This window comes from Aminobacter sp. UC22_36 (assembly GCF_044056035.1).
GTDB lineage: Bacteria > Pseudomonadota > Alphaproteobacteria > Rhizobiales > Rhizobiaceae > Aminobacter.
Window position 1 is genome coordinate 1,444,325 of sequence record NZ_CP171996.1, and the last position, 20,445, is coordinate 1,464,769.

Consider the following 20,445-nt stretch of genomic DNA (forward strand, 5'->3'; position numbering starts at 1 on the left):
TGCGCGAGTCGAAAATCAGCCTGATGCGGCGTTGCGGGCGACCACTTCGAGATAGGCCGCCTGCAGTTCCTGGCGCACCGGAAGCCGGCGCTGCGCCGCCTCCGATAACGGCTCGCCGAGATGGTCGGTGCGCAGTTCTTCCATGAAACGCTGCCACATTTCGGGCCCGCCCTTTTCCAGCAACTCGGCGCGGATGCTGAGCTCCTCGCTGACCGGCAGCCATTTGCGGCCCCAGGCGGCGATCTGCGCGAAAACCGGCAACAGCTCGATTGCCATTTCGGTCAGCGAGTAGATCGCCTTCTGCTTGTGGCTGGGGTCGTCAGCCTTGCTGATCAGCCCGTCCTCGAGCAGCCGCCGCAGCCGGTCGGCCAGGATGTTGGAGGCGATGCCTTCCTCGGACTGGGTCAGCAATTCGCGGAAATGCCTGCGATTGCCGAACATCATGTCGCGCAGGACGATGAGGCTCCATTTGTCGCCGACCACCTCGAGGGTCAGGTTGATCGGGCAGCCCGACCGGTGATGCACGTTCATGCAATGCGTCTCCAAAAAACCAGTTGCAATATAAAATCAGTTTACCTATCTTACAACCAGTTAGTAATTGCAACCGGTTGCAAAAAAGGCCATTTGGCGAGCAGCCTTTTGATGGAGAGAACAATGACCGCAACTGCAACAGTTCAGGCCAGCTTCAGCATCGACCGTTTCTATGCGGCATCGCCCGCCGAGGTGTTCGCCGCCTTCTCCAATGCCGAGCGCAAGCGGCGCTGGTTCGCCGAGGGCGACGGCTGGGAGGTCGACGAATTCTCGGCCGATTTCCGCGTCGGCGGTTCGGAGCGCAGCCGTTTCCGCTTCCAGGGCGGCCCCGAGATTTCCAATGACACCACCTATCTCGACATCGTCACCGACCAGCGCATCGTCATCGCCTATGTCATGGCGCTTGCCGGCACCCCCTTTTCCGCTTCGCTCGCCACCATCGAGTTCAAGCCCGAGGGAGATGGCACCAGGCTGACCTATGTCGAACAGGATTCGTTCCTCGACGGACAGGACGGCTCCGCAGACCGTGAGGCCGGCTGCAGGGGCCTGCTCGAAATCCTGGCTGGCGAAGTCGAGAAGGTGGCGGTTGCCGCGTAGGGCGGCAGCGCCTGGAATTGGCGAGATGCCAGACAAGGAGGCTAACATGAGTATGTCTTCGGGGTTGGATCGTCGTACCCTGATGAAGGGATTTGCGCTGTCGGCGGCTCTTGCTGCGCCGACGGCGACCGGTGCCGAGGAGGCGCCGGCAAAGATGGCTTCGGCCACTACAGCTGCAACAGGGAGCACGGCCATGAGCGCGGGAAATTTTGCACCGGACCGGCTCGAACGGATGCGCAAGGTCATGGCCGGCCATGTCGAGCGCGGCGACGTGCCGGGTCTGGTCTGGGCGGTCAGCCGCGGCGGCGAAACCCATGTCGAGGCTGCCGGCACGCTTGCGCTCAACGGTTCGGCACCGATGCGGCGCGACAGCATCTTCCGCATCGCTTCGCTGACCAAGCCGGTCACCGCGGCCGCGGCGATGATCCTGGTCGAGGAAAGCCGTCTCAGGCTCGACGATCCTGTCGACACATGGTTGCCCGAGCTTGCCGACCGCAAGGTGCTCAGAAGCGTCGACGCCCAGCTCACCGATACGGTTTTGGCCAACCGGCCTGTCACGCTGCGCGACCTGCTCACCCTGCGTTTCGGCGTCGGCGCAATCATGGTCTACCCGTTCGCTTATCCGGTGCAGCATGCGATGACCAAGGCCGGCATCGCGCCCAGTGCCGACCTGTTCCGCGGCTCGCCCGACGCCTTCATGAAGGCCGTCGGCTCCCTGCCGCTTGCGCATCAGCCGGGCGAGGGCTGGCTCTACCACACCGGTCTCGACGTCGCCGGTGTACTGGTCGCACGCGCTGCCGGCCAGCCGCTGTCCGCCTTCATGCAGGAGCGGATCTTTGCGCCGCTCGGTATGAAGGATACCGGTTTCCACGTGCCGGCGGAGAAGGTCGACCGGCTAGCCACCGCCTATTCCCGGGATTTCCAGACCGGAAAGCTCGGCGTCTATGATGAGGCCAAAGGCGGCTTGTTTGCCAAGCCTGCCAGCTTCGAATCCGGTGGCGGCGGACTGGTCTCGACAGTCGACGACTACCTCGCTTTCCAGAAGATGCTGCTTGGCAAGGGCAAGCTCGGTGGCGAGCGCATCCTGTCGCGCGCCTCGGTCGAGCTGATGACCACCGATCAGCTCAGCGATGAACAAAAAGCGAGTGCGCAGATGTTCTTCAACGGCAATTCGGGTTGGGGCCTTGGCATGGCGGTGGCGCTCAAGCGCGACAATCTCTTTACGACACCGGGGCGCTTCGGCTGGGACGGCGGCTACGGCACATCAGCCTATGCCGATCCCGAAAACGACCTTGCCGGCGTCCTGTTGTCCCAGCGCCTGATGGATTCGCCTGAGGCGCCCAAGCACTATGTCGACTTCTGGACCTCGGCCTACCAGGCGATCGAGGGGTGAGGCGTTAGCCTCACGTCCCCGCCCGCCTCACTTGCCGGCCAATATGTCCTTGATCAGCTTGTGGCAACGGTCGGCCATGAAGTCGAGCAGCAGCCGGACCTTCGGGTCCTGCAGCTTCTTGTGCGGATAGACGGCGGCGAACTGCACTGGCGTCGGCGGCGTCTCTTTCAAGATCACCTTCAGCCGCTGATCGCGGATGAAGGGCTCGACCTCGAAGCGCGGCTTGTTGATGATGCCGCGTCCGGCCAGGGCCCAGCCGGTCAGCACGTCGCCGTCGTCCGAATCGAACGGGCCATGGACTTCGAACTTTGTCGGCCCGCCTGGCGTTTCCAGGGTCCAGAAATATTCGCGCGAGCCGGGATAACGCAACATCAGGCAATCGTGCTTCCTGCCGATCAGCTCGTTGGGGCTTTCCGGTTCGCCGCGCTTTTCAAGATATTTGGGTGCTGCGACCAGCACGCGCTCGCATTCCATGATGCCGCGCATCCTGAGGCTCGAATCCTCGATCAGCCCGAGCCGGAAGGCGACGTCGATGCCTTCCTTGAGGATGTCGACATTGTGGTCGGACAGCCGGAGCCGGACCTCGATGTCGGGGTACTTGTCATGGAATTCGGGAATGCCCGAAGCGACAAGGCGCCGCCCAAGGCCGAGCGGGGCGGTGACGCGGATGGTGCCGCGGGGCTGGCCGGAAAGCGCTGAAACGGCGGCTTCGGCCTCGGTAATCGCCTCCAGCACCTGCTTGGCGCCGGAATAAAACACGTTGCCATGTTCGGTCGGCATCAGCTGCCGGGTGGTGCGGTTGAACAGCCTGACGCCGAGGTGCTTTTCCAGCTCCTTGATGCGATTGGAGGCGACAGCCGGCGAAATGCGCATGTCGCGTCCCGCGGCGGAAAGATTGCCGAGTTCGACGACGCGTACGAAGACGGCGATGTTGTCGAGATATGCCATGCGATGCAGGGTTCCATAGCCGGCTTGTGCCGTGCCGCGCTACGCTAGTATTTTCCAGATTTTTTTGAAAGTCATCGCGAATCCTTTCACTTCCCCAATGCATCGGGCATCGTAAGATCGGCACGCTGCGAAAAAGGGACGGCGGATGTACGACTTGGCGTTTTTCATGGAGTGGGCGAGCTTCGCCGTGCGGTGGCTGCATGTCATCACCGCGATGGCCTGGATCGGCTCGTCCTTCTACTTCATCGCGCTTGACCTCGGTCTGAGGAAGCACCCCGGCCTGCCCGTCGGCGCCCATGGCGAAGAGTGGCAGGTCCATGGTGGCGGTTTCTATCACATCCAGAAATATCTGGTGGCGCCGGCGCAGATGCCGGAGCACCTGACCTGGTTCAAGTGGGAAATCCTACGCCACCTGGCTGTCGGGCTTCGCGCTTTTGTGCCTCGTCTATTATGGCGGCGCCGAACTGTTCCTGATCGACCGCAACGTGCTTGACGTGTCGGCGCCGGTGGCGATCGGCATTTCGCTCGCCTCGATCGGCATCGGCTGGCTGATCTACGACCAGCTCTGCAAGTCGAAGCTCGGCGACCACGACACGCTGCTGATGATCATCCTCTACGCCGTCGTGGTGTTCATGAGCTGGGGCTACACCCAGCTGTTCACCGGCCGCGCCGCCTTCCTGCATCTCGGCGCCTTCACGGCGACGATCATGTCGGCCAATGTCTTCATGACTATCATTCCGAACCAGAAGATCGTCGTCGCCGACCTCATCGCCGGCCGCAAGCCCGACCCGAAATACGGCAAGATCGCCAAGACGCGCTCGACCCACAACAATTACCTGACCCTGCCGGTCGTGTTCCTGATGTTGTCGAACCACTATCCGCTGGCATTCGGCACCGCATTCAACTGGGTCATCGCCTCGCTGATCTTCATCATCGGCGTGCTGATCCGCCACTACTTCAACACGCTGCACAAGCGCGAGGGCAACCCGCACTGGACATGGCTCGCCGCCGGCATCGTGTTCATCATCATCATGTGGCTGTCGACGGTGCCGAAGGTTTTGACCGGCGAAGACAAGAACGCCTCGGTGACGACAGCCCCCTTCGTCGCCTCGGCACAGTTCCCCAAGGTTCGCGACACGGTTCTCGGCCGCTGCGCCATGTGCCACGCCAACGAGCCGTCCTATGAGGGCGTCTACCATGCGCCCAAGGGCGTGGTGCTGGAGACCGACAACGCGATCGCCGAGCATGCCCGCGAGATCTACCTGCAGGCCGGCCGCAGCCATGCCATGCCGCCCGCCAACGTCACCCAGATCACGCCCGAGGAGCGGGCACTGCTGGTTGCCTGGTACGAGCAGGCGCGGAAGTAGCACACGCGCCGACACAGCAGTTTGAAAGCTCGGGGCGCGCTCGTCGCGCCCCATTCGACGCGCGGCGACAGCCGCGGTTTCGCCACGCCAGAAAGCTTGTAGAGTTCGATCATGACCACCACACTTCTTCGCGGCCGTACCTTGTCTTTCCTGCGCTGGCCCGACAGCGCCGACGACCATGCGTCCTATGCCTATGAGGAAGACGGTGCGGTGCTGATGCGCGACGGCAGGATCGCCGCGGTGGGCGCCTACGCCCAGGTCGCGGCCCAGGCCGGCGGCGCCAAGGTCATCGACCATCGCCCGCATCTGATCCTGCCCGGCTTCATCGACGCCCATGTCCACATCCCGCAGATGCAGATCATCGCCGCCTATGGCGCCGAGTTGCTGGAATGGCTGAACAAATACACCTTCCCCGAGGAAACGCGCTTCATCGACGCCCAGCATGGCCGTCGCATTGCGCGCTTGTTCCTCGACGAGATGGTGCGCCATGGCACCACGACAGTTGCCGCCTATTGTTCGGTGCACAAGCAGTCGGCCGAGGCGTTCTTTGCCGAATCGCACGACCGCAACATGCTCAACATCGCCGGCAAGGTGATGATGGACCGCAACGCCCCTGACGGTGTGCTCGACACGCCGCAGGCGAGCTACGACGACACCAAGGCGCTGATAGCGGACTGGCACGGCAAGGGCCGCCAGCATTATGCCATCACCCCGCGCTTCGCCATCACCTCCTCGCCCGAGCAGATGGAGATGGCCGGCCAGCTGGCGCGCGAGCATCCCGACCTGCACATCCAGACGCACCTGTCGGAAAACCACGCCGAGATCGCCTTCACCCAGGAGCTCTACCCCTGGTCGCGCGACTATACCGATGTCTACGAGCACTACGGCCTGCTCGGCAAACGCACGCTGCTCGGCCACTGCATCCATCTCGGCGAGCGTGAGTCCGACGCGATCTCCGACCACGGCTCGATCGCCGTGTTCTGCCCGACCTCCAACCTGTTCCTCGGCTCGGGCCTGTTCGACTACCAGCGCTACCGCCAGCGCGACAAGCCGCTGCGCATCGCCACCGCCACCGACGTCGGCGGCGGCACCAACTATTCGATGCTGCGCACCATGGACGAGGCCTACAAGGTCATCGCGCTGAATGGCGAGAAGCTCAATCCGCTGGCCTCCTACTGGCAGCTGACGCGCGGCAATGCCGAGGCGCTGTCGATCGCAGACAAGGTGGGCACGCTCGAAATCGGCACCGACGCCGATATCGTGGTGCTCGACGCCCGCGCCACGCCGGGCATGCGGCTCAGGATGGAGCGCACCGGCACGCTGGCCGAGGAGTTGTTCCTGCTGCAGACACTCGGCGACGACCGCGCCGTGGTCGAGGTTTATGTCGCCGGCAAGGCCGCCAAGTCGACCATGGACCAGGCTGCCTGACCTTGCGTCATTGGCTCGCGTCTGCCATGTGACCTCTGGCCTGGAGGAGGAGCGGACGATGGCAGCAGCCGAGGATGTGAAAAAGATCGCCGAGCAGGAAGCCCGGCTGGTCTTCGAGGGTTTCGACGAGGCGACGGCCTTCGAGATCGGCGCGGCCATCCGCGCCCGCGGGCTGGCCGAGAACTTTCCCATCATCGTCGACATCCGCCTGTGGGATCGGGCACTGTTTTACTGCGCGCTGCCAGGCTCGACCGTCCACAACGCCGACTGGGCGCGGCGCAAGATCAACGTCGTCAGGACCTTCCACCGCAGCAGCTACCGCATGGTGCTGCACAAGGCGCGGACCGACCGCACATTTGCGGTCGGCGATGCCTTGCCGATCGACGACTATGTGCTGGCCGGCGGCGGCTTCCCGATCCGCGTCAAGGGCGTCGGCGTCGTCGGCGCCATTGCTGTTTCAGGCCTGCCGGAGCGGCAGGATCATGAGGTGGTGGTCGCGGCGATCTGCGCTCACCTCGGCATTCCCAGCCAGGAACTTGCGCTCGGGCCGGCATGATTTGAACGCCGCGCCGCCCCCGGCAGGGGGATGAGGGGCGGCGCGACATGAACAAGCAAAGCGTATAGCGAGAGTCCGGATGACCACTTTTGAGCCCAGACACTTCCTCACCAAGGTCTTCGAGGCCGCTGTCGCGGCTGCCGACCCCGAGCTCACCATCCGCCGCCATCTGCCGGAAATGCCCAAGGGCCGCACCATCGTCATCGGCGCCGGCAAGGGCTCGGCGCAGATGGCGGCTGCGTTCGAAAAAGCCTGGGACGGTCCGCTGGAGGGCGTCGTCGTCACCCGCTACGGCTTTGCCGCCCCTTGCGAGCGCATCAAAATCGTCGAGGCGTCGCATCCGGTGCCCGACGCCAACGGCCTCGAGGCGGCGAAGCTTCTGCTTGAGACGGTTTCGGGCCTGAGCGCGGACGACCTTGTCGTTGCGCTGGTCTCGGGTGGCGGCTCGGCGTTGCTGCCGTCGCCGGCCGGCACACTCACCCTTGCCGACGAGATCGCCGTCAACGAGGCGCTGCTCGCTTCGGGCGCGCCGATCTCGGCGATGAACACCATCCGCAAGCACATCTCAGGCATCAAGGGCGGCAGGCTTGCCGCCGCAGCCTGGCCGGCACGTGTTGTTTCGCTTGTCGTCTCCGACATCCCTGGCGACAATCCGGCGCTGGTCGCCTCGGGTCCGACGGTGCCCGACGAGGCCTCGCGTGCCGACGCGCTCAGGCTGATCGAGACCTACCGCATCGCGCTGCCGGCCAACGTCATGGCGCATATCAACTCGGCTGCCGCCGATGCCCCTGCACCGTCCGACCCGCGCTTCGCCCGCAACGAGGTCCATGTCATCGCTTCGGCAGGGGTTTCACTCGATGCAGCCGCCGAGGCGGCGCGTGAGCTTGGCGTCGAAACGGTCATCCTGTCCGACGCCATCGAGGGCGAGGCACGCGAGGTCGGCGGCGTGCACGCCGCCATCGCCCGCGAGGTCGCGACCCGCAACCGGCCGTTCAACAAGCCGGTGCTGATCCTGTCCGGCGGCGAAACCACCGTCACCTTGCGCGCAAAAGGCAAAGGCGGGCGCAACAGCGAGTTCCTGCTCGCCTTTGCCATCGGCATCGACGGCCTCCAGGGCATCGACGCGCTGGCCGCCGACACCGACGGCATCGACGGCTCCGAGGACAATGCCGGCGCCTTCGCCGACGGCTCGACGGTTGCACGGATGCGTGCCGAAAGCGTCGATGCCAAGGCGATGCTCGCCGGTAACAACGCCTGGACGGCGTTCAATTCGGTGGGCGACCTGTTCGTGCCCGGGCCGACCGGCACCAACGTCAACGACCTGCGCGCGATCCTGGTCCGCTAGGCAGCCATCATCGCGCGCACGGCCCTGATATCCTCGGCGAAGCGGGAACGCTCGGCCGCGGCTTCCTGCGGGTCGCGGAGGCGCAGGATGTAGGATGGGTGGATCGTCGGGAACACGGCGAGGCCGTCGTTGCGCATGATGGTCTGGCCGCGCTGCCTGGTGATTGCCGCCGGCGCGTCGAGCAGCGACTGGGCGGCGGTCGCGCCGAGCGCCACCACCAGCCTCGGCTTCAGCAGCTTCAACTCCTGCGCCAGCCACCAGCGGCAGGCCTGCACCTCGCCGGCATTCGGCTTGCTGTGGATGCGGCGCTTGCCGCGCGGCTCGAACTTGAAGTGCTTGACGGCATTGGTGACGTAGACCGCCGTGCGGTCGATGCCCGCTTCGCCGAGCACCGCCTCGAAGATCTTGCCGGCAGGGCCGACGAATGGCCTGCCTTGCAGATCCTCGTGGTCGCCCGGCTGCTCGCCGACGAACACCAGTTCGGCATTGTCGGGGCCGTCGCCGAACACCGTCTGCGTCGCCTCGCTCCATAGCGGGCAGCGCCGGCACTGGCTCGCCTGCTGGCGCAGGGCGTCGATGGAGCGCGCCTCAGCCTCGACTTGATCTTTTGCCGTCGGCCAGTGCCTGGCCTGGATCGCCTGGTGATGCGGTGCGGGCATGGTCGGCATCCTTGCGATCATCTCCCTTGCAGCCCGGTCGGCGCCAGCTATCAGGCCCGGAATGAGCGAGGCCTCGGGAAGGTTCCGCCAGTACTTCTTGGGCATCTCCGATTGCATCGCCTTCACCTTGAGCCGGGCGGGATTGAAGATGCTGGCGAAATAGGTCCGCCACATCTCCTCCGACTGGTCGGCGGCAGGCGCGTCGTCCTTCGAGGCGCCGGGTCCGAGAACCAGCCTTTCGCGGTCCCATTCGGCCGAGCCATGCGGCGTCAGGATCGCCCAATGCATGCCGGTGAAGCGGCGCACGAAGAACGGCGCGGCCAGTTCGAGGATGAAGTGCTCGGGCTCGAACCAGGCGACGAAGCGCTCGTCGTTGCCGTCGCCGATCTTCCTGAAGCGGACGAAGGCATGCATCTTGTGCTCGTCGCGCCGGACCGACTTCTCCATCGCCTCGAAACGCCTGACGTCGGGGTCAGAGGCGATCCGGAGCAGATGAGGTTCGCTGCGCTGCCGCCACAACAGCCGGTAGAGCAGGGCGAAACGTTCGTTGTCAAAATGACAGGCGATGATGGCCGCGCGGTCGATGAAGTCTTTCGAGACCCTGAGTTCGACACCTGGGGTCGGCGCTGGCAGCTCGGTCGCTTCGCCGCCGACGTGCCACTCGATGTCCTCGGGCTTGACCTCGTTGAAGGCCAGCCTTCGCGCGGCATCGCGCCAGCCGTCGAAGTCGGTCGGGCCGGCGAGGTGCACGGTGTAGGCGGCCAGGGAGAAGGCGGGCTGGCTGGCCATCAGAACAGCTCGAGTTGCCGTGGCTTCGGCGCGATCGTCTCGCGCAGCCGTGCCGCATCGGTGGCAGCGCCCGGCGACCAGCCGTCGGCAACGATGAACGGGCGCACCTTGGCGATGGATTGGCATAGCCTGCCGACGTCTTCGAGTCGCAACCGCTTGAAGCGACGGGTCTCGATGACGCGTTCGACGGCGCGCGTGCCGAAGCCCGGGATGCGCAGCAGCATCTCCTTGTCGGCGCGGTTGACGTCGAGGGGAAACGAGGCGCGGTTGCGCAGCGCCCAGGCGAGCTTGGGATCGATCTCGAGATCGAGCATGCCGTCAGGCTGACCGTCGAGGATCTCGCTTTGGTCGAAGCCGTAGAAGCGCATCAGCCAGTCGGCCTGGTAGAGCCGGTGCTCGCGCATCAGCGGCGGCTTCTTCAGGGGCAAGGCGGAGGAGGCGTCGGGGATCGGGCTGAAGGCCGAGTAGTAAACGCGGCGCAGCTGGTAGCTGCCATAGAGCCGGGCGCTGGTCTTGAGGATGCCGGCATCCGGCGTGGCGTCGGCGCCGACGATCATCTGCGTCGACTGCCCACCCGGCGCGAAGCGCTCGCGCGTCTTGGTCCGCAGCGTTGGCTCGGCTTTCTCCTCGATCTTCGAGCGCAGCCTGGCCATCGAAATACGGATCGTCTCGGGGCGTTTTTCCGGCGCCAGCCGTTTCACGCCCTCGTCGGTCGGCAACTCGACATTGATCGACAACCGGTCGGCATAGAGGCCGGCCTTTTCGACCAGTTCAGCAGAGGCTTCCGGAATCGTCTTGAGGTGGATGTAACCTGCGAATTTCTCGTCGAGCCTGAGCCGCCTGGCCACCTCGACCATCTCTGTCATGGTCTCGTCGGGCGAGCGGATGACGCCTGACGACAGGAACAACCCCTCGATGTAGTTGCGCTTGTAGAAATCCATGGTCAGTCGCACCACCTCGTCGACAGTGAAGCGGGCGCGGCGGACGTTGGAGGACGAGCGGTTGATGCAGTAGCTGCAGTCGTAGATGCAGAAATTGGTCAGCAGGATCTTGAGCAGCGAGATGCAGCGGCCGTCGGGCGCGTAGGAGTGGCAGATGCCCATGCCCTCGGTCGAGCCGATGCCGCCCGACTTAAGCGAGTCGCGCCCGCCGGCACCCGACGAGGCGCAGGAAGCGTCATATTTCGCGGCGTCGGAAAGGATTGCGAGTTTGTCGCGGGTCGAAAGAACTGCCATGTGTTCATGATATGTTCTTTGAGTCGACAAGGCCAGCGACTTCGCCGCGACGTGGCGAAATGTGATCGCCTCGAAGGCGACTAGGGATCACACCTCGTGCAGATAGAGGTGGTAGTCCAGCTCGCTCACCGTGCGGGCGACGCGCAGATACTCGGCTTCCTTGATCGCCGTGAAGGTGCGGTGCAGATCGTGCCCGAGCGCCTCGCGCAGGAACTCCGAGCCCTTGGCCGCCTCGATCGCCGTGCGCCAGTCCGCGGGCATCAGGCTTTCGCTGCCCTCGGCCTGCTCATAGCCGTTGCCTGAGGTCTCCGGGCCGGGATCGAGCTGTTCATCCAGCCCCTTGGAGATGCCGGCAAGAATGGTCGCGGCCACCAGATAAGGATTGGCATCGACGCCCGAGGGGCGGTGCTCGATGCGGCGGTTCCTGGCATCGCCGGCCGGCACGCGCAGCGCCACCGAGCGGTTGTTGACGCCCCAGGTCGGCGCCACCGGTGCGTAGGACTGCGACACGAAGCGGCGCCAGGAGTTGGCGTGCGGGGCAAACACCAGCATCGATTCCGCCATGGTCGCGGCGAGACCGCCGATCGCATTGAGCAGCTTCGGCTGCCACTCGCCTTCCTTGGCCTCGGTGAAGACATTGGTGCCGTCGGCGTCGAGCAGCGAGGCATGGAAATGCATGCCCGAGCCGGCATATTTTTCGATCGGCTTGGCCATGAAGCACGCGGTCACGCCATGCCGGCGCGCCTGGATGCGGACGATGCGCTTGAGCATGATCAGATCGTCGGCCGCCTGCATCACGTCCTTGCGGTAACGCAAGGTGAGCTCGTACTGGCCCGGCGCGTATTCCGAGATGACGGTTTCGGCCGGAATGCCCTGCAGCTTGGCTGCGGCATAGATGTCGGAGAACAGCGGCTCCATGCCGTGCAGATGGTCGACCGAATAGACCTCTGTCTTGCCGGAGGCGCGGCCGTCGAGCACGGCGCGGGCCGGCTGCACCTTGCCGTCGCCGTCGCGTTCGTTGGACAGCAGGAAGAATTCAAGCTCGAAGGCGCCGGCCGGATGCAGGCCCTTGGCCGCCAGCTTGTCGACCTGGCGCTGCAGCGCCAGCCTCGGGTCCGAGGTCATCGGCGCGCCGTCGAGATGGTACATCGACATCAGCAGCTGGCCGCGGGCCGGGCTGGTGGCATGCATCGGCTTCAGCGTGCCCGGGATCGGCCAGGCCCTGAGGTCGCCGTCGCCGGAGTCCCAGATCAGGCCGGTCTCGTGCACGTCCTCGCCTGTGATGTCGAGGCCGAGGATGGAGATCGGCAAATGCCGGCCGCCTTCATACAGCCCCATCAGTTCGTGGCGGCGGATGATCTTGCCGCGGCCGACGCCATTGGCGTCCGTCAGCACGATGTCGAAGGCTTCGATGTCGGGGTTTGCGTCGAGGAAGGCTCTGGCCTCGTCGATGGTCGAGCCGGAAGGAGATGTCATGATCTTACTCAATTGTCCTGAAGCCTTGTCTCATGCGGCAAGCTTGGCGGCAATATCGCCGAAAGCCGCAACCAGCCTGTCGACCTGCCGTGTCGTGGTGACGGGCGAGACCAGCATCATATTGTGAAACGGCGCGATCAGCACGCCACGATTGACCAGCGCGACATGCACGGCTGCCTCCAGTTTTGAGGCATGCGCATGCTCGGCCTCGCCGCCGTTGCGCAGCGGTCCGGGCGCGCAGATGAATTCGACGCGGGCACCGACCCGCATCACGTGCCAGGGCAGTTTGCGTTTTCGAATGGCCTTGTCGAGCCCGGTCGCCAGCCGTTGTGCCAGCGTCTCCATGTGGGCGTAGTTCTTTTCGGTCATCACCTCTTCGAGTGTTGCCCGCATCGCCGCGAACTGCAGGGGATTGGCCGACAAGGTCGTGCCCATGCCGGAATAGCCGGGTTGCTTGGTCCTGTTGTAGTCGGCGTAGCGCGCGGCGACCTCCTCGCTCATGCCCCAGACGCTGGCCGGCACGCCACCGGCGACGGGTTTGCCGAGGACGAACAAATCGGGGTCGAGACTGTGCTTGCTGGTGTAGCCGCCCGGGCCGGTCGAGATGGTGTGGGTCTCGTCGATCAAAAGCAGCGTGCCGGCTTGCCGCGTCAGTTTGCGCACGCCTTCGAGGAAACCGGGTTCGGGCAGCACCATGCAGGAATTGGTCAGCACCGGCTCTGATATGACGCAGGCGACATCGCCATGGCTGAGCGCCTTTTCCAGTGCCGGCAGGTCGTTGAATTCGACGATGCGGGTGCGGGCGGTCAGGTCGCGAAACTCACCTGCCAGCCCGGGACGGTTGATCGGTTTGCCATCATCCAGCCGCACCATCGTCTCGTCGACGGCGCCGTGATAGCAGCCGTTGAACACCAGGATCTTGTCGCGGCCGGTAACGGCGCGGGCGACGCGCAGGGCAAAACGATTGGCGTCGGTGGCGGTGGTGGCGATCTGCCAGTGCGGCAGGCCGAAGCGCTTGGTGAGCAATAGCCCAAGCGTCAGCGAATCCTCCGACGGCAGCATGTAGGTCAGGCCGCGGCTCGCCTGCCTGCGGATGGCGCGGGCGACGGGGGCAGGTCGAGTGGCCGAACATCGAGCCGGTGTCGCCCAAGCAGAAATCGGCAAGCTTGATACCGTCGACATCGGTGATGACAGCACCGCTCGCCTTGTCGACCAGGATCGGGAAGGGCGTCGGCCAGTCGTTCATCCAGTGCATCGGGACGCCGCCGAAGAAGCCGGCCACGCCATTGCCGAGTGCGGCCTCGGATTTGGGCCGGGCGCGGCGGAAGATTTCCGCCTCCGTTGCTGCAAGCTCCGCAATGCGCGACAGCGGCACGCCGCCTTCGGTGGCATCAGGTCGTTCGATGCGGTTCATCATGGCTCCCATTGGACAGATGCGCGCCACTCTAGCCAGAGCCGATGCGAAACGGCAATTGGCCGTGCGCAAGGCGTCGATTGGCGCAGCCAGGCAGGCTCTTGACCGTGCCGGAACATCGGCGATCATGACACTGTGCTTTGGGGGTGAATACCGATGCGTGTTATGATGACGGTCATGTCGATCCTGCTGGCGGCGGGTCCGGCCGGTGCCTCTGGCGGGCTCTCATGCGGTGCCAAGGATGAGGCAGTGAAACTGACCATCGAGAGTGGCATCACCCGTGGCATGGGCAGTCCGGTGTTCAATTTTCGCGGCGACATCGAGCTAGCCGAAAAGGCGATTTCACAAGATCTGCGCAAGATGAGCTTCGAGCGCGAGCACCTCGCGCAATACTGGCTCGACGGCGAAGAGCTGCGCATGGTCGTTTATCGCGAGCGCGACAGCGACAAGCCGCACGGCTATGTCGAGGTCACGGTCAGGACCAAGTCAGGCGACGAGGGCGACTATATCGGCCAGTATTCGGTTACTATCTTCGACATGACCGACGCCAGCGGCGGCGACGGCAAGACCTACAATTTCACCGGCCGCGCCACCTGCCTGGTCGAGTAGTTCCAGCCAGCTCGTCGGCATTGGTTGCGCCGGCGACGCAGCTTACGGTCAATCGCCATGCATGGCTGATATGGCACGTCGCATCAGTGCCAGGAACGTCTGCCGTTCCTCGTCGGTGAATTCGGCCAGTGCGGCTTCGTTCTGGGCGCGGGCGGCCGCGGTTGCAGGGTCGCGCAGTGCCTTCGCCCGTGCCGTCAGGTGGATGGCCTGCGAGCGGCCATCGTCGGGATTGGCCCGCCGTTCGATCAGCCCGTCGCGTTCCATCCTGGTCAGCGTATTGGCCATCGTCGCCTGTTCGACATCGAGCCGCCGCACCAGTTCGCTCTGGGCCAGGCCATCCTCGTCCCACAAGGCCAGCAGGGTCATGAACTGCGCCGGCGCCAGCCCGAGCGGGCGGATACGCTCGTGCAGGCCCTTGGCGAAGAGGCGTGCCATCTGATTGGCGAGGAAACCGGCGGAGCGTTCTTTGTGGAAAGCCATAACCGAGAGATAGTTGTTGAATAGCATGCTATGCAATGATATATAGCTTGCTATATAAATTGGAGGTTCGACAATGAAAGCGAAACTTCATGCCGCAGCCGGTGGCGTCGCCTTGCTCACGGTCGCCTGTTTCTGGATTTCCACTGTGGCTGCCGAACTCACCGGCAACGCCGAAACCATCGCCGCGGCCAAGGCCGCGATCCTGGCCGGCATGGTGGTGCTCATCCCGGCGATGATGATTGCCGCTGCGTCGGGCTTTTCGCTCGGCAAGGGCTGGAAGAGCCCTGTCGTCCAGCACAAGAAACGCCGCATGCGCATCATTGCCGCCAACGGCCTTCTGGTGCTGCTGCCTTCGGCCTATGTGCTTGCCGGCTGGGCCGAAGCCGGCCGCTTCGACACGGCCTTCGTCGTCGTGCAGGCGCTGGAACTTGTGGCCGGTGCCATCAACATCGCGCTGCTGTCGCTCAACATGCGCGACGGCCTGGCGCTTCGGCGCAGATCAACCAGGGTTCTGCGCGCGGGCTGATGTCTTGCCGTGCGCAATTGCTGATGGAAGCGCTTCACAGTTTTCCTGGAATTGCTGACTTCTTGATGTGCGCAATTCCGGACGGAAAACCGTTTCACAGTTTTCCTGGAATTGCGCTAGCCCGCAATGTCGATGACGCCGCAGTCGCCCGCGGCACTGCCGAAGGCGATGCGGCGTTCTTCCTTGTCCCAGGCCATCGAGGTGATGGCGCCCTTGCCAGGGCGGCGCAGCAGCACTTCCTTGGCATCGGCAAAACGCACCGCCAGCACCATGCCGTCGTCATAGCCGACAGCGACGATGTCCTCGCTGGGGTGGCAGGCAACCGAAGTCACCATGGTGTTGCCGCGCGTGCCGAGTTCCAGCGGCGCCTTGCCCATCGGGCCGTCCTTGCCGCTGAAGGGCCAGACGATCGCCGCCGGCGCGCCGGAGCTTGCCAGCCACTTGCCCTTGGCGCTCCACGACAGGCTCTTCACCTTGGCGGGATAGCCGGTCATGCGCATGTGCTTGGCATCGACAAGCTTCCAGCCATGCAGGGCGTTTTCCTGCATGGTGGTGACGAGGAAGGAGCCATCCGGCGAGAACGTGACGCCGGTATGGGCACCGTCCCATTGCAGTTCGGTCGGCGTGCCGTCGGCGGCGGGGAAATGCAACGTCGCGCCATTGTAGCGGGCGACGCCGATGCGCATGCCCTTGGGCGAAAACGCGATGCCCTCGACCGAGCGCGGGTGGTTAAGTTCCTTGGTCTTGCCGTCTGCGAAGCGTACCCAGGCATTGCGGCCGCTGGCATAGGCGAGGGCACCCTGCGGTCCCGAGGCAACCGAGGTCACCCACTTCTTGCCGATGCTGGCCAGCTCCTCGGCCACGCCCGCCGAGGTCAACGACATCACCTTGCCGTCCTCGCCGCCCGAAATCATCAGGTCGTTCTTGGCGGTGGTGGTTGCCGACAGCAGCCCGTCGTGCAGCTTCAGCGACTTCTGGCCATGGTCGAGCCAGTGCACCATGCCGTCGGCAAGCGCAAAGAACGGGATGTCGTCGAGGAAGCTTGCTGTGACGCAATGTCCGTCGAGATCAAGCGGGGCGACTGTCGGCATAAGAGACTATTCCATTCGAGATTCATGCTGCCCCTCACCCTTACCCTCTCCCCGTAAACGGGGCGAGGGGGGGCGTCAGCGTTACCGCTTGTCCCTTCTCCCGTTGTCGCGGGGTCCTAAGGACGGGGCGAGACCAGTGGCTCGCCCCCGCAGTGCCGGCAGGCGGATGAAGGGCAGGGTATCCAGTAATGCTGGCGCGGTTAGGCCGCCTGGCAAGCCTCGAAGCTGCGCTTGAGACGCTCGGCGTCAAGCTCGCGGCCGATGAACACCAGCCGGCTTTCATGCTTCTCGTCGTCCTTCCAGGCGCGCTGGTGGTCGCCCTCGATGATCATGTGCACGCCCTGGATGACATAGCGGTCCGGGTCGTCCTTGATGGCGATGATGCCCTTGAGGCGCAGGATGTTGGGGCCTTCCATCTGGGTGATCTTCTCGATCCAGGGGAAGAATTTCTTGGAATCCATCTCGCCGCCGCGCAGCGAAACCGACTGCACCGTCACGTCATGGATCGGCGATACCGCGCCGTGCTCGTGATGGTCGTGATCATGATGGGCATGGTCGTGATCATGATCGTGATGATGATGGTCGTGGTCGCAGTTCGGGCCGCATTCATGATCGTGGTCATGATCATGCGCGTCGAGGAAATGCGGGTCGTCGGCCAAAACGCGCTTCAGGTCGAAGGCGCCGCGGTCGAGCACCTGGTCGAGCGCCACGCCGGCGCGGGTGGTGCGGTGGATCTTCGCCGACGGGTTGATGGCGCGGATGGCGGCTTCGACGTCGCGCAGCTCGTCAGCGGTCACCAGGTCGGTCTTGTTCGAGCACGACGACGTCGGCAAAGGCGATCTGGTCCTCGGCCTCGCGGGAATCCTTGAGGCGCAACGGCAGGTGCTTGGCGTCGACGAGGGCGACGACGGCGTCGAGCTTGGTCTTGGAGCGCACGTCATCGTCCATGAAGAAGGTCTGGGCCACCGGCACCGGGTCGGCCAAGCCGGTCGTCTCGACGACGATGGCATCGAAGCGGCCGGGACGGCGCATCAGGCCCTCGACGACGCGGATCAGGTCGCCGCGCACCGTGCAGCAGACGCAGCCATTGTTCATCTCGTAGATTTCCTCGTCGGATTCCACGATCAGGTCGTTGTCGATGCCGATCTCGCCGAATTCATTGACGATCACCGCATAACGCTTGCCGTGGTTTTCCGACAGGATGCGGTTGAGCAGCGTCGTCTTGCCGGAACCGAGATAGCCGGTCAGCACGGTCACGGGGATTTGGGTCTGGGCTTCGGTCATGGAGCGTCCTCGGGATCGGATAGAGGCTCCATATAGGATGCCAAAGAGGCTTTTGCACGTCTCAAACGTCATCACGGCCGCGCGTTGCGAACATTACGGAAGTTTCATTGGGACAGCAGACGGGGCGCACCTAGATTGATGGGTGGGCAAGGGGCTTGCCGACCCATTTCGCGGAGACAGCCAGCGATGCAGAAAGCGTCTTTTCCCAGCAGACTGAGCCGCCGCCGGGCACTTGGCCTGATCGCGGTGACGGCGGGCGGCACAGCGCTCGTGCCGGTGCAGCTGTTTGCCCAGCAGGCTTCGCCGGCATCTGATGCCGCGTTGCTGATGCCCGGCGCCGGTGTCTGCGCGATCACGCCCGAGACGACGGAAGGTCCCTATTATTTCGACCCGGCGCTGGAGCGCAGCGAGATCACCGAAGGGCGCGAGGGCGTCAAGCTTACCGTGCGCCTGCAAGTCGTCGACGAGGCCTGCATTCCGATCGAAGGCGCGCGGGTCGACATCTGGCACTGTGACGCAACGGGCCACTATTCCGGCTATCCCGGCCAGGGCGACAATCGCGACGTCGATACGTCAGGCCAGAAGTTCCTGCGCGGGTGGCAGCGCACCGACAAGGCCGGCATCGTCGCGTTCCAGACCATCTATCCCGGCTGGTATCGCGGCCGCACCACGCATATTCATTTCAAGGCTTTCCCGCGCGAGGGCTCTGAAATGACCGGGCAGATGTTCTTTCCCGACGATTTGAGCGAGCATGTCTTCTCGACCAAGGCGCCCTACAACCAGCGTGGCGGGCAACGCGACACGATGAACGCCGACGACGGCATCCTGCGCCGTGCCGGCTCCGGCGTGCAAAGTGCGGTGCGCGAAGCGGCTTCGGCCTATGAAGCCTTGATGATCATTGCCGTGAAACGGGCGGGATGACGCCACGTCGCTAAAAGATTTGCCGGCGAAGGGTCTCTGTCATCGAACTGTAACATGCGTCTGGCAATAGCGCTCCTGCGGATGGTCGGTTGCCGGCAAAGTGAGACGGCAACAATCTCCCGCGGTCGATTGCCAAGGGCCACGCAGCAACTATTCTCGGCCATTACGGCGCGGGGGCGTGGCGCAGGAGAGGCGGATGTCCAAGTCCAACAAAGGCGCGGCGATGAGCCGGCTTCATCAGGTGGCCCGGTTGGCGCGCACTTCGCTTGCCGCACGGCTTCTGGCGCACGGCTTCTATGCCGGCCAGGACCAGATCATGCTGTCACTGCACGACGACGACGGCCAGACTCCCGGCCAGCTCGCCTCGCGGCTCGGCGTACGTCCGCCGACGATCACCAAGACCATCAACCGGCTCCAGGCCCAGGGCTTCCTCGAGAAGCGTGCGTCCGAAACCGATGCCCGCCAGGCCCATATCTTCCTGACCGAAACCGGCCAGGATGCCATCCGCGCCGTCGAGAAATCGGTCAAGAAGACCGAGAAGCAGGCGCTCAAGGGGTTTGACAAGAAGGATGTGAAGCAGCTTTCCAAGCTTCTGCTGCGCATCGAGGCCAATCTGTCCGACCTGACCCTGATCGACGACGAGGCTGCGGCCGACGTCGAGGGCGGCGCCGAAGTCGAGCCGGAAGTGGAAGCCGAAGCGGCGGAATGACAGCTGCGGTCGCGACGCTCTATCCCTGTTACAGGGATAGAAAAGAGCCTGGTCCACCTCTTTTGCCTTGCCGGGCGGCGGCGATAGGCGCAATAGCCAGATATCCCAGTCATTTGCCCGGCCTGCCAGCGTGTCTCCTCCAAAACCAGCAGAATCCGCAACGCCCGCATCGGCGATCCTGCTGATATTCGCCTGCGGTCTGGTGTTTTCCTTCCTCGACACCAGCGCCAAGCATCTCGTCACATCAGGCATGGCCGCACCCTTCGTCACCTGGGTGCGCTTTGCCGTGCACGCGCTCATTGTCATCGTTTTGTTCAAGGCCTGGCAGCGCCCGGAGCGCCTGGTACCGCAGAGCCTGAAGCTGCAGATCCTGCGCGCCGTGTTCATGTTCGGCTCGACGATCTTCAATTTCCTGGCGCTGCAGACCCTGCAGCTCGCCGAAACGGTGTCGATCAACTTCGCCAGTCCAATGGTCATCACCGCACTTGCCGGACCGATGCTCGGCGAATGGGCCGGCTGGCGGCGCTGGCTCGCCGTTCTCGTCGGCTTTCTCGGCGTGCTCGTCATCACCCGGCCGGGCTTCGGCGGCTTCGACATGGGGCATGTCTTTTCGCTCTGCGCCATGCTGAGCTCGTCGCTCTACACCATCATGACCCGGCAGATGGGCAACCGCGAAACCGCCGAGAGCCTGATCCTTTATTCGGCGGTCGTGCCGGCGATCTTCATGCTGCCGGCCGTTCCGCTCGCCGGCTCGCTGCCGGTCCATCTCTATGACTGGCTGGTGCTGTTCGGGCTTGGCGTCTTTGGCGGTTTCGGTCACTGGCTGCTGATCAAGGCCTATCAGCGCGCCTCCGCCACCGCACTTGCGCCGTACCCCTATCTGCAGATGGTGTGGATGATCATTCTGGGCTGGCTGGTGTTCGACCAGCTGCCCGACCGCTGGACCCTTGCGGGTGCTGCGATCATCGTTGCCAGCGGCCTCTACATCATCCATCGCGAGCATACGCTGAGGGTCCAGAACCGTGCCGCGCCGAACGCCGAAACCGAAGAGCTGGCAAAAAAGCTTTGATTTGCCGTTGAACAATGG

17 protein-coding genes and 3 pseudogenes are annotated in these 20,445 nt (G+C 64.2%); 11 read left to right on the top strand and 9 right to left on the bottom strand.

Features of this window, described 5'->3' with window-relative positions; all coding sequences use genetic code 11:
• Window positions 1–15 precede the first annotated feature (15 nt).
• A complete protein-coding gene (locus ACHMW7_RS10260) occupies window positions 16–531 on the bottom strand; it encodes a winged helix-turn-helix transcriptional regulator (protein ID WP_395450144.1) in 516 nt (171 codons plus the stop codon).
• A gap of 123 nt (window positions 532–654) precedes the next feature.
• Between ACHMW7_RS10260 and ACHMW7_RS10265 the strand changes: the two genes are divergently transcribed.
• Together ACHMW7_RS10265 and ACHMW7_RS10270 are read left to right on the top strand one after the other, a co-directional pair.
• Entirely contained in the window at window positions 655–1,128 is a 474-nt protein-coding gene (locus ACHMW7_RS10265; RefSeq protein ID WP_395450145.1) for an SRPBCC family protein, read from the top strand.
• Between the two features lie 46 nt (window positions 1,129–1,174).
• Complete coding sequence (locus tag ACHMW7_RS10270; RefSeq protein ID WP_395450146.1) at window positions 1,175–2,521, top strand: serine hydrolase domain-containing protein; 1,347 nt, start codon at window positions 1,175–1,177, stop codon at window positions 2,519–2,521.
• Between the two features lie 27 nt (window positions 2,522–2,548).
• On the opposite strand, the gene ACHMW7_RS10275 is transcribed toward ACHMW7_RS10270, so the two are convergent.
• Window positions 2,549–3,469, bottom strand: a complete 921-nt coding sequence (locus tag ACHMW7_RS10275) for a LysR family transcriptional regulator (protein ID WP_395450147.1) — start codon at window positions 3,467–3,469, stop codon at window positions 2,549–2,551.
• 145 nt (window positions 3,470–3,614) lie between these two features.
• Here ACHMW7_RS10275 and ACHMW7_RS10280 point away from each other — a divergent pair.
• From ACHMW7_RS10280 to ACHMW7_RS10295, 4 genes and pseudogenes are all read left to right on the top strand, one after another.
• Window positions 3,615–4,836: pseudogene (locus ACHMW7_RS10280) on the top strand (urate hydroxylase PuuD).
• Between the two features lie 111 nt (window positions 4,837–4,947).
• Window positions 4,948–6,264, top strand: a complete 1,317-nt coding sequence (guaD, locus tag ACHMW7_RS10285) for a guanine deaminase (protein WP_395450148.1) — start codon at window positions 4,948–4,950, stop codon at window positions 6,262–6,264.
• Window positions 6,265–6,322: 58 nt separating this feature from the next.
• Window positions 6,323–6,820 carry a heme-degrading domain-containing protein gene (locus ACHMW7_RS10290; protein WP_395450149.1) on the top strand — a complete coding sequence of 166 codons (498 nt, stop codon included), beginning with the start codon at window positions 6,323–6,325 and terminating at the stop codon, window positions 6,818–6,820.
• Window positions 6,821–6,899: 79 nt separating this feature from the next.
• Window positions 6,900–8,165 carry a glycerate kinase gene (locus ACHMW7_RS10295; RefSeq protein WP_395450150.1) on the top strand — a complete coding sequence of 422 codons (1,266 nt, stop codon included), beginning with the start codon at window positions 6,900–6,902 and terminating at the stop codon, window positions 8,163–8,165.
• Here the strand turns inward: ACHMW7_RS10295 and ACHMW7_RS10300 are convergent.
• The 4 genes and pseudogenes from ACHMW7_RS10300 to ACHMW7_RS10315 all read right to left on the bottom strand — a co-directional run bounded on the left by ACHMW7_RS10300 (window position 8,162) and on the right by ACHMW7_RS10315 (window position 13,741).
• On the bottom strand, window positions 8,162–9,613 hold the full coding sequence (locus tag ACHMW7_RS10300; RefSeq protein ID WP_395450151.1) for a UdgX family uracil-DNA binding protein: 1,452 nt from the start codon (window positions 9,611–9,613) through the stop codon (window positions 8,162–8,164). The genes ACHMW7_RS10295 and ACHMW7_RS10300 overlap by 4 nt on opposite strands.
• The gene (locus ACHMW7_RS10305; protein WP_395450152.1) at window positions 9,613–10,848 is read right to left on the bottom strand and encodes a putative DNA modification/repair radical SAM protein; all 1,236 of its coding nucleotides are present in this window, start codon (window positions 10,846–10,848) and stop codon (window positions 9,613–9,615) included. Before ACHMW7_RS10305 ends, ACHMW7_RS10300 begins: the two co-directional genes overlap by 1 nt.
• 87 nt (window positions 10,849–10,935) lie before the next feature.
• Window positions 10,936–12,324 (bottom strand): glutamine synthetase family protein, encoded by a 1,389-nt coding sequence (locus tag ACHMW7_RS10310; protein ID WP_395450153.1) that lies wholly within the window; start codon window positions 12,322–12,324, stop codon window positions 10,936–10,938.
• A gap of 30 nt (window positions 12,325–12,354) precedes the next feature.
• A pseudogene (locus tag ACHMW7_RS10315) lies at window positions 12,355–13,741 on the bottom strand (aspartate aminotransferase family protein).
• 153 nt (window positions 13,742–13,894) lie between these two features.
• Between ACHMW7_RS10315 and ACHMW7_RS10320 the strand changes: the two are divergent.
• Window positions 13,895–14,347: a hypothetical protein gene (locus ACHMW7_RS10320; RefSeq protein ID WP_395450154.1), complete on the top strand. Its 453-nt coding sequence runs from the start codon at window positions 13,895–13,897 to the stop codon at window positions 14,345–14,347.
• 48 nt (window positions 14,348–14,395) lie between these two features.
• On the opposite strand, the gene ACHMW7_RS10325 is transcribed toward ACHMW7_RS10320, so the two are convergent.
• On the bottom strand, window positions 14,396–14,827 hold the full coding sequence (locus tag ACHMW7_RS10325) for a MarR family winged helix-turn-helix transcriptional regulator (RefSeq protein ID WP_395451307.1): 432 nt from the start codon (window positions 14,825–14,827) through the stop codon (window positions 14,396–14,398).
• Between the two features lie 73 nt (window positions 14,828–14,900).
• Here ACHMW7_RS10325 and ACHMW7_RS10330 point away from each other — a divergent pair, with 73 nt between their 5' ends.
• Entirely contained in the window at window positions 14,901–15,353 is a 453-nt protein-coding gene (locus ACHMW7_RS10330; RefSeq protein ID WP_395450155.1) for a hypothetical protein, read from the top strand.
• A 116-nt stretch (window positions 15,354–15,469) separates the two neighbouring features.
• On the opposite strand, the gene ACHMW7_RS10335 is transcribed toward ACHMW7_RS10330, so the two are convergent.
• Window positions 15,470–16,444: a WD40 repeat domain-containing protein gene (locus tag ACHMW7_RS10335; protein ID WP_395450156.1), complete on the bottom strand. Its 975-nt coding sequence runs from the start codon at window positions 16,442–16,444 to the stop codon at window positions 15,470–15,472.
• 200 nt (window positions 16,445–16,644) lie between these two features.
• A pseudogene (locus ACHMW7_RS10340) lies at window positions 16,645–17,728 on the bottom strand (CobW family GTP-binding protein).
• 186 nt (window positions 17,729–17,914) lie between these two features.
• On the opposite strand from ACHMW7_RS10340, the gene ACHMW7_RS10345 reads away from it, so the two are divergent.
• The 3 genes from ACHMW7_RS10345 to ACHMW7_RS10355 all read left to right on the top strand — a co-directional run bounded on the left by ACHMW7_RS10345 (window position 17,915) and on the right by ACHMW7_RS10355 (window position 20,427).
• On the top strand, window positions 17,915–18,649 hold the full coding sequence (locus ACHMW7_RS10345) for an intradiol ring-cleavage dioxygenase (protein WP_395450157.1): 735 nt from the start codon (window positions 17,915–17,917) through the stop codon (window positions 18,647–18,649).
• Between the two features lie 196 nt (window positions 18,650–18,845).
• The gene (locus ACHMW7_RS10350) at window positions 18,846–19,358 is read left to right on the top strand and encodes a MarR family winged helix-turn-helix transcriptional regulator (RefSeq protein ID WP_395450158.1); all 513 of its coding nucleotides are present in this window, start codon (window positions 18,846–18,848) and stop codon (window positions 19,356–19,358) included.
• Between the two features lie 130 nt (window positions 19,359–19,488).
• A complete protein-coding gene (locus ACHMW7_RS10355) occupies window positions 19,489–20,427 on the top strand; it encodes a DMT family transporter (protein ID WP_395450159.1) in 939 nt (312 codons plus the stop codon).
• Window positions 20,428–20,445 lie beyond the last annotated feature (18 nt).

Bases quoted from the DNA above. Each gene is read 5' to 3' on its own strand.
- ACHMW7_RS10260 (WP_395450144.1), bottom strand. From the start codon at position 531: ATGAACGTGCATCACCGGTCGGGCTGCCCGATCAACCTGACCCTCGAG.
- ACHMW7_RS10350 (WP_395450158.1), top strand. From the start codon at position 18,846: ATGTCCAAGTCCAACAAAGGCGCGGCGATGAGCCGGCTTCATCAGGTG.
- ACHMW7_RS10320 (WP_395450154.1), top strand. From the start codon at position 13,895: ATGCGTGTTATGATGACGGTCATGTCGATCCTGCTGGCGGCGGGTCCG.
- guaD (WP_395450148.1), top strand. From the start codon at position 4,948: ATGACCACCACACTTCTTCGCGGCCGTACCTTGTCTTTCCTGCGCTGG.
- ACHMW7_RS10300 (WP_395450151.1), bottom strand. From the start codon at position 9,613: ATGGCCAGCCAGCCCGCCTTCTCCCTGGCCGCCTACACCGTGCACCTC.
- ACHMW7_RS10295 (WP_395450150.1), top strand. From the start codon at position 6,900: ATGACCACTTTTGAGCCCAGACACTTCCTCACCAAGGTCTTCGAGGCC.
- ACHMW7_RS10335 (WP_395450156.1), bottom strand. From the start codon at position 16,444: ATGCCGACAGTCGCCCCGCTTGATCTCGACGGACATTGCGTCACAGCA.
- ACHMW7_RS10265 (WP_395450145.1), top strand. From the start codon at position 655: ATGACCGCAACTGCAACAGTTCAGGCCAGCTTCAGCATCGACCGTTTC.
- ACHMW7_RS10330 (WP_395450155.1), top strand. From the start codon at position 14,901: ATGAAAGCGAAACTTCATGCCGCAGCCGGTGGCGTCGCCTTGCTCACG.
- ACHMW7_RS10325 (WP_395451307.1), bottom strand. From the start codon at position 14,827: ATGGCTTTCCACAAAGAACGCTCCGCCGGTTTCCTCGCCAATCAGATG.
- ACHMW7_RS10270 (WP_395450146.1), top strand. From the start codon at position 1,175: ATGAGTATGTCTTCGGGGTTGGATCGTCGTACCCTGATGAAGGGATTT.
- ACHMW7_RS10275 (WP_395450147.1), bottom strand. From the start codon at position 3,469: ATGGCATATCTCGACAACATCGCCGTCTTCGTACGCGTCGTCGAACTC.
- ACHMW7_RS10310 (WP_395450153.1), bottom strand. From the start codon at position 12,324: ATGACATCTCCTTCCGGCTCGACCATCGACGAGGCCAGAGCCTTCCTC.
- ACHMW7_RS10290 (WP_395450149.1), top strand. From the start codon at position 6,323: ATGGCAGCAGCCGAGGATGTGAAAAAGATCGCCGAGCAGGAAGCCCGG.
- ACHMW7_RS10305 (WP_395450152.1), bottom strand. From the start codon at position 10,848: ATGGCAGTTCTTTCGACCCGCGACAAACTCGCAATCCTTTCCGACGCC.
- ACHMW7_RS10345 (WP_395450157.1), top strand. From the start codon at position 17,915: ATGCAGAAAGCGTCTTTTCCCAGCAGACTGAGCCGCCGCCGGGCACTT.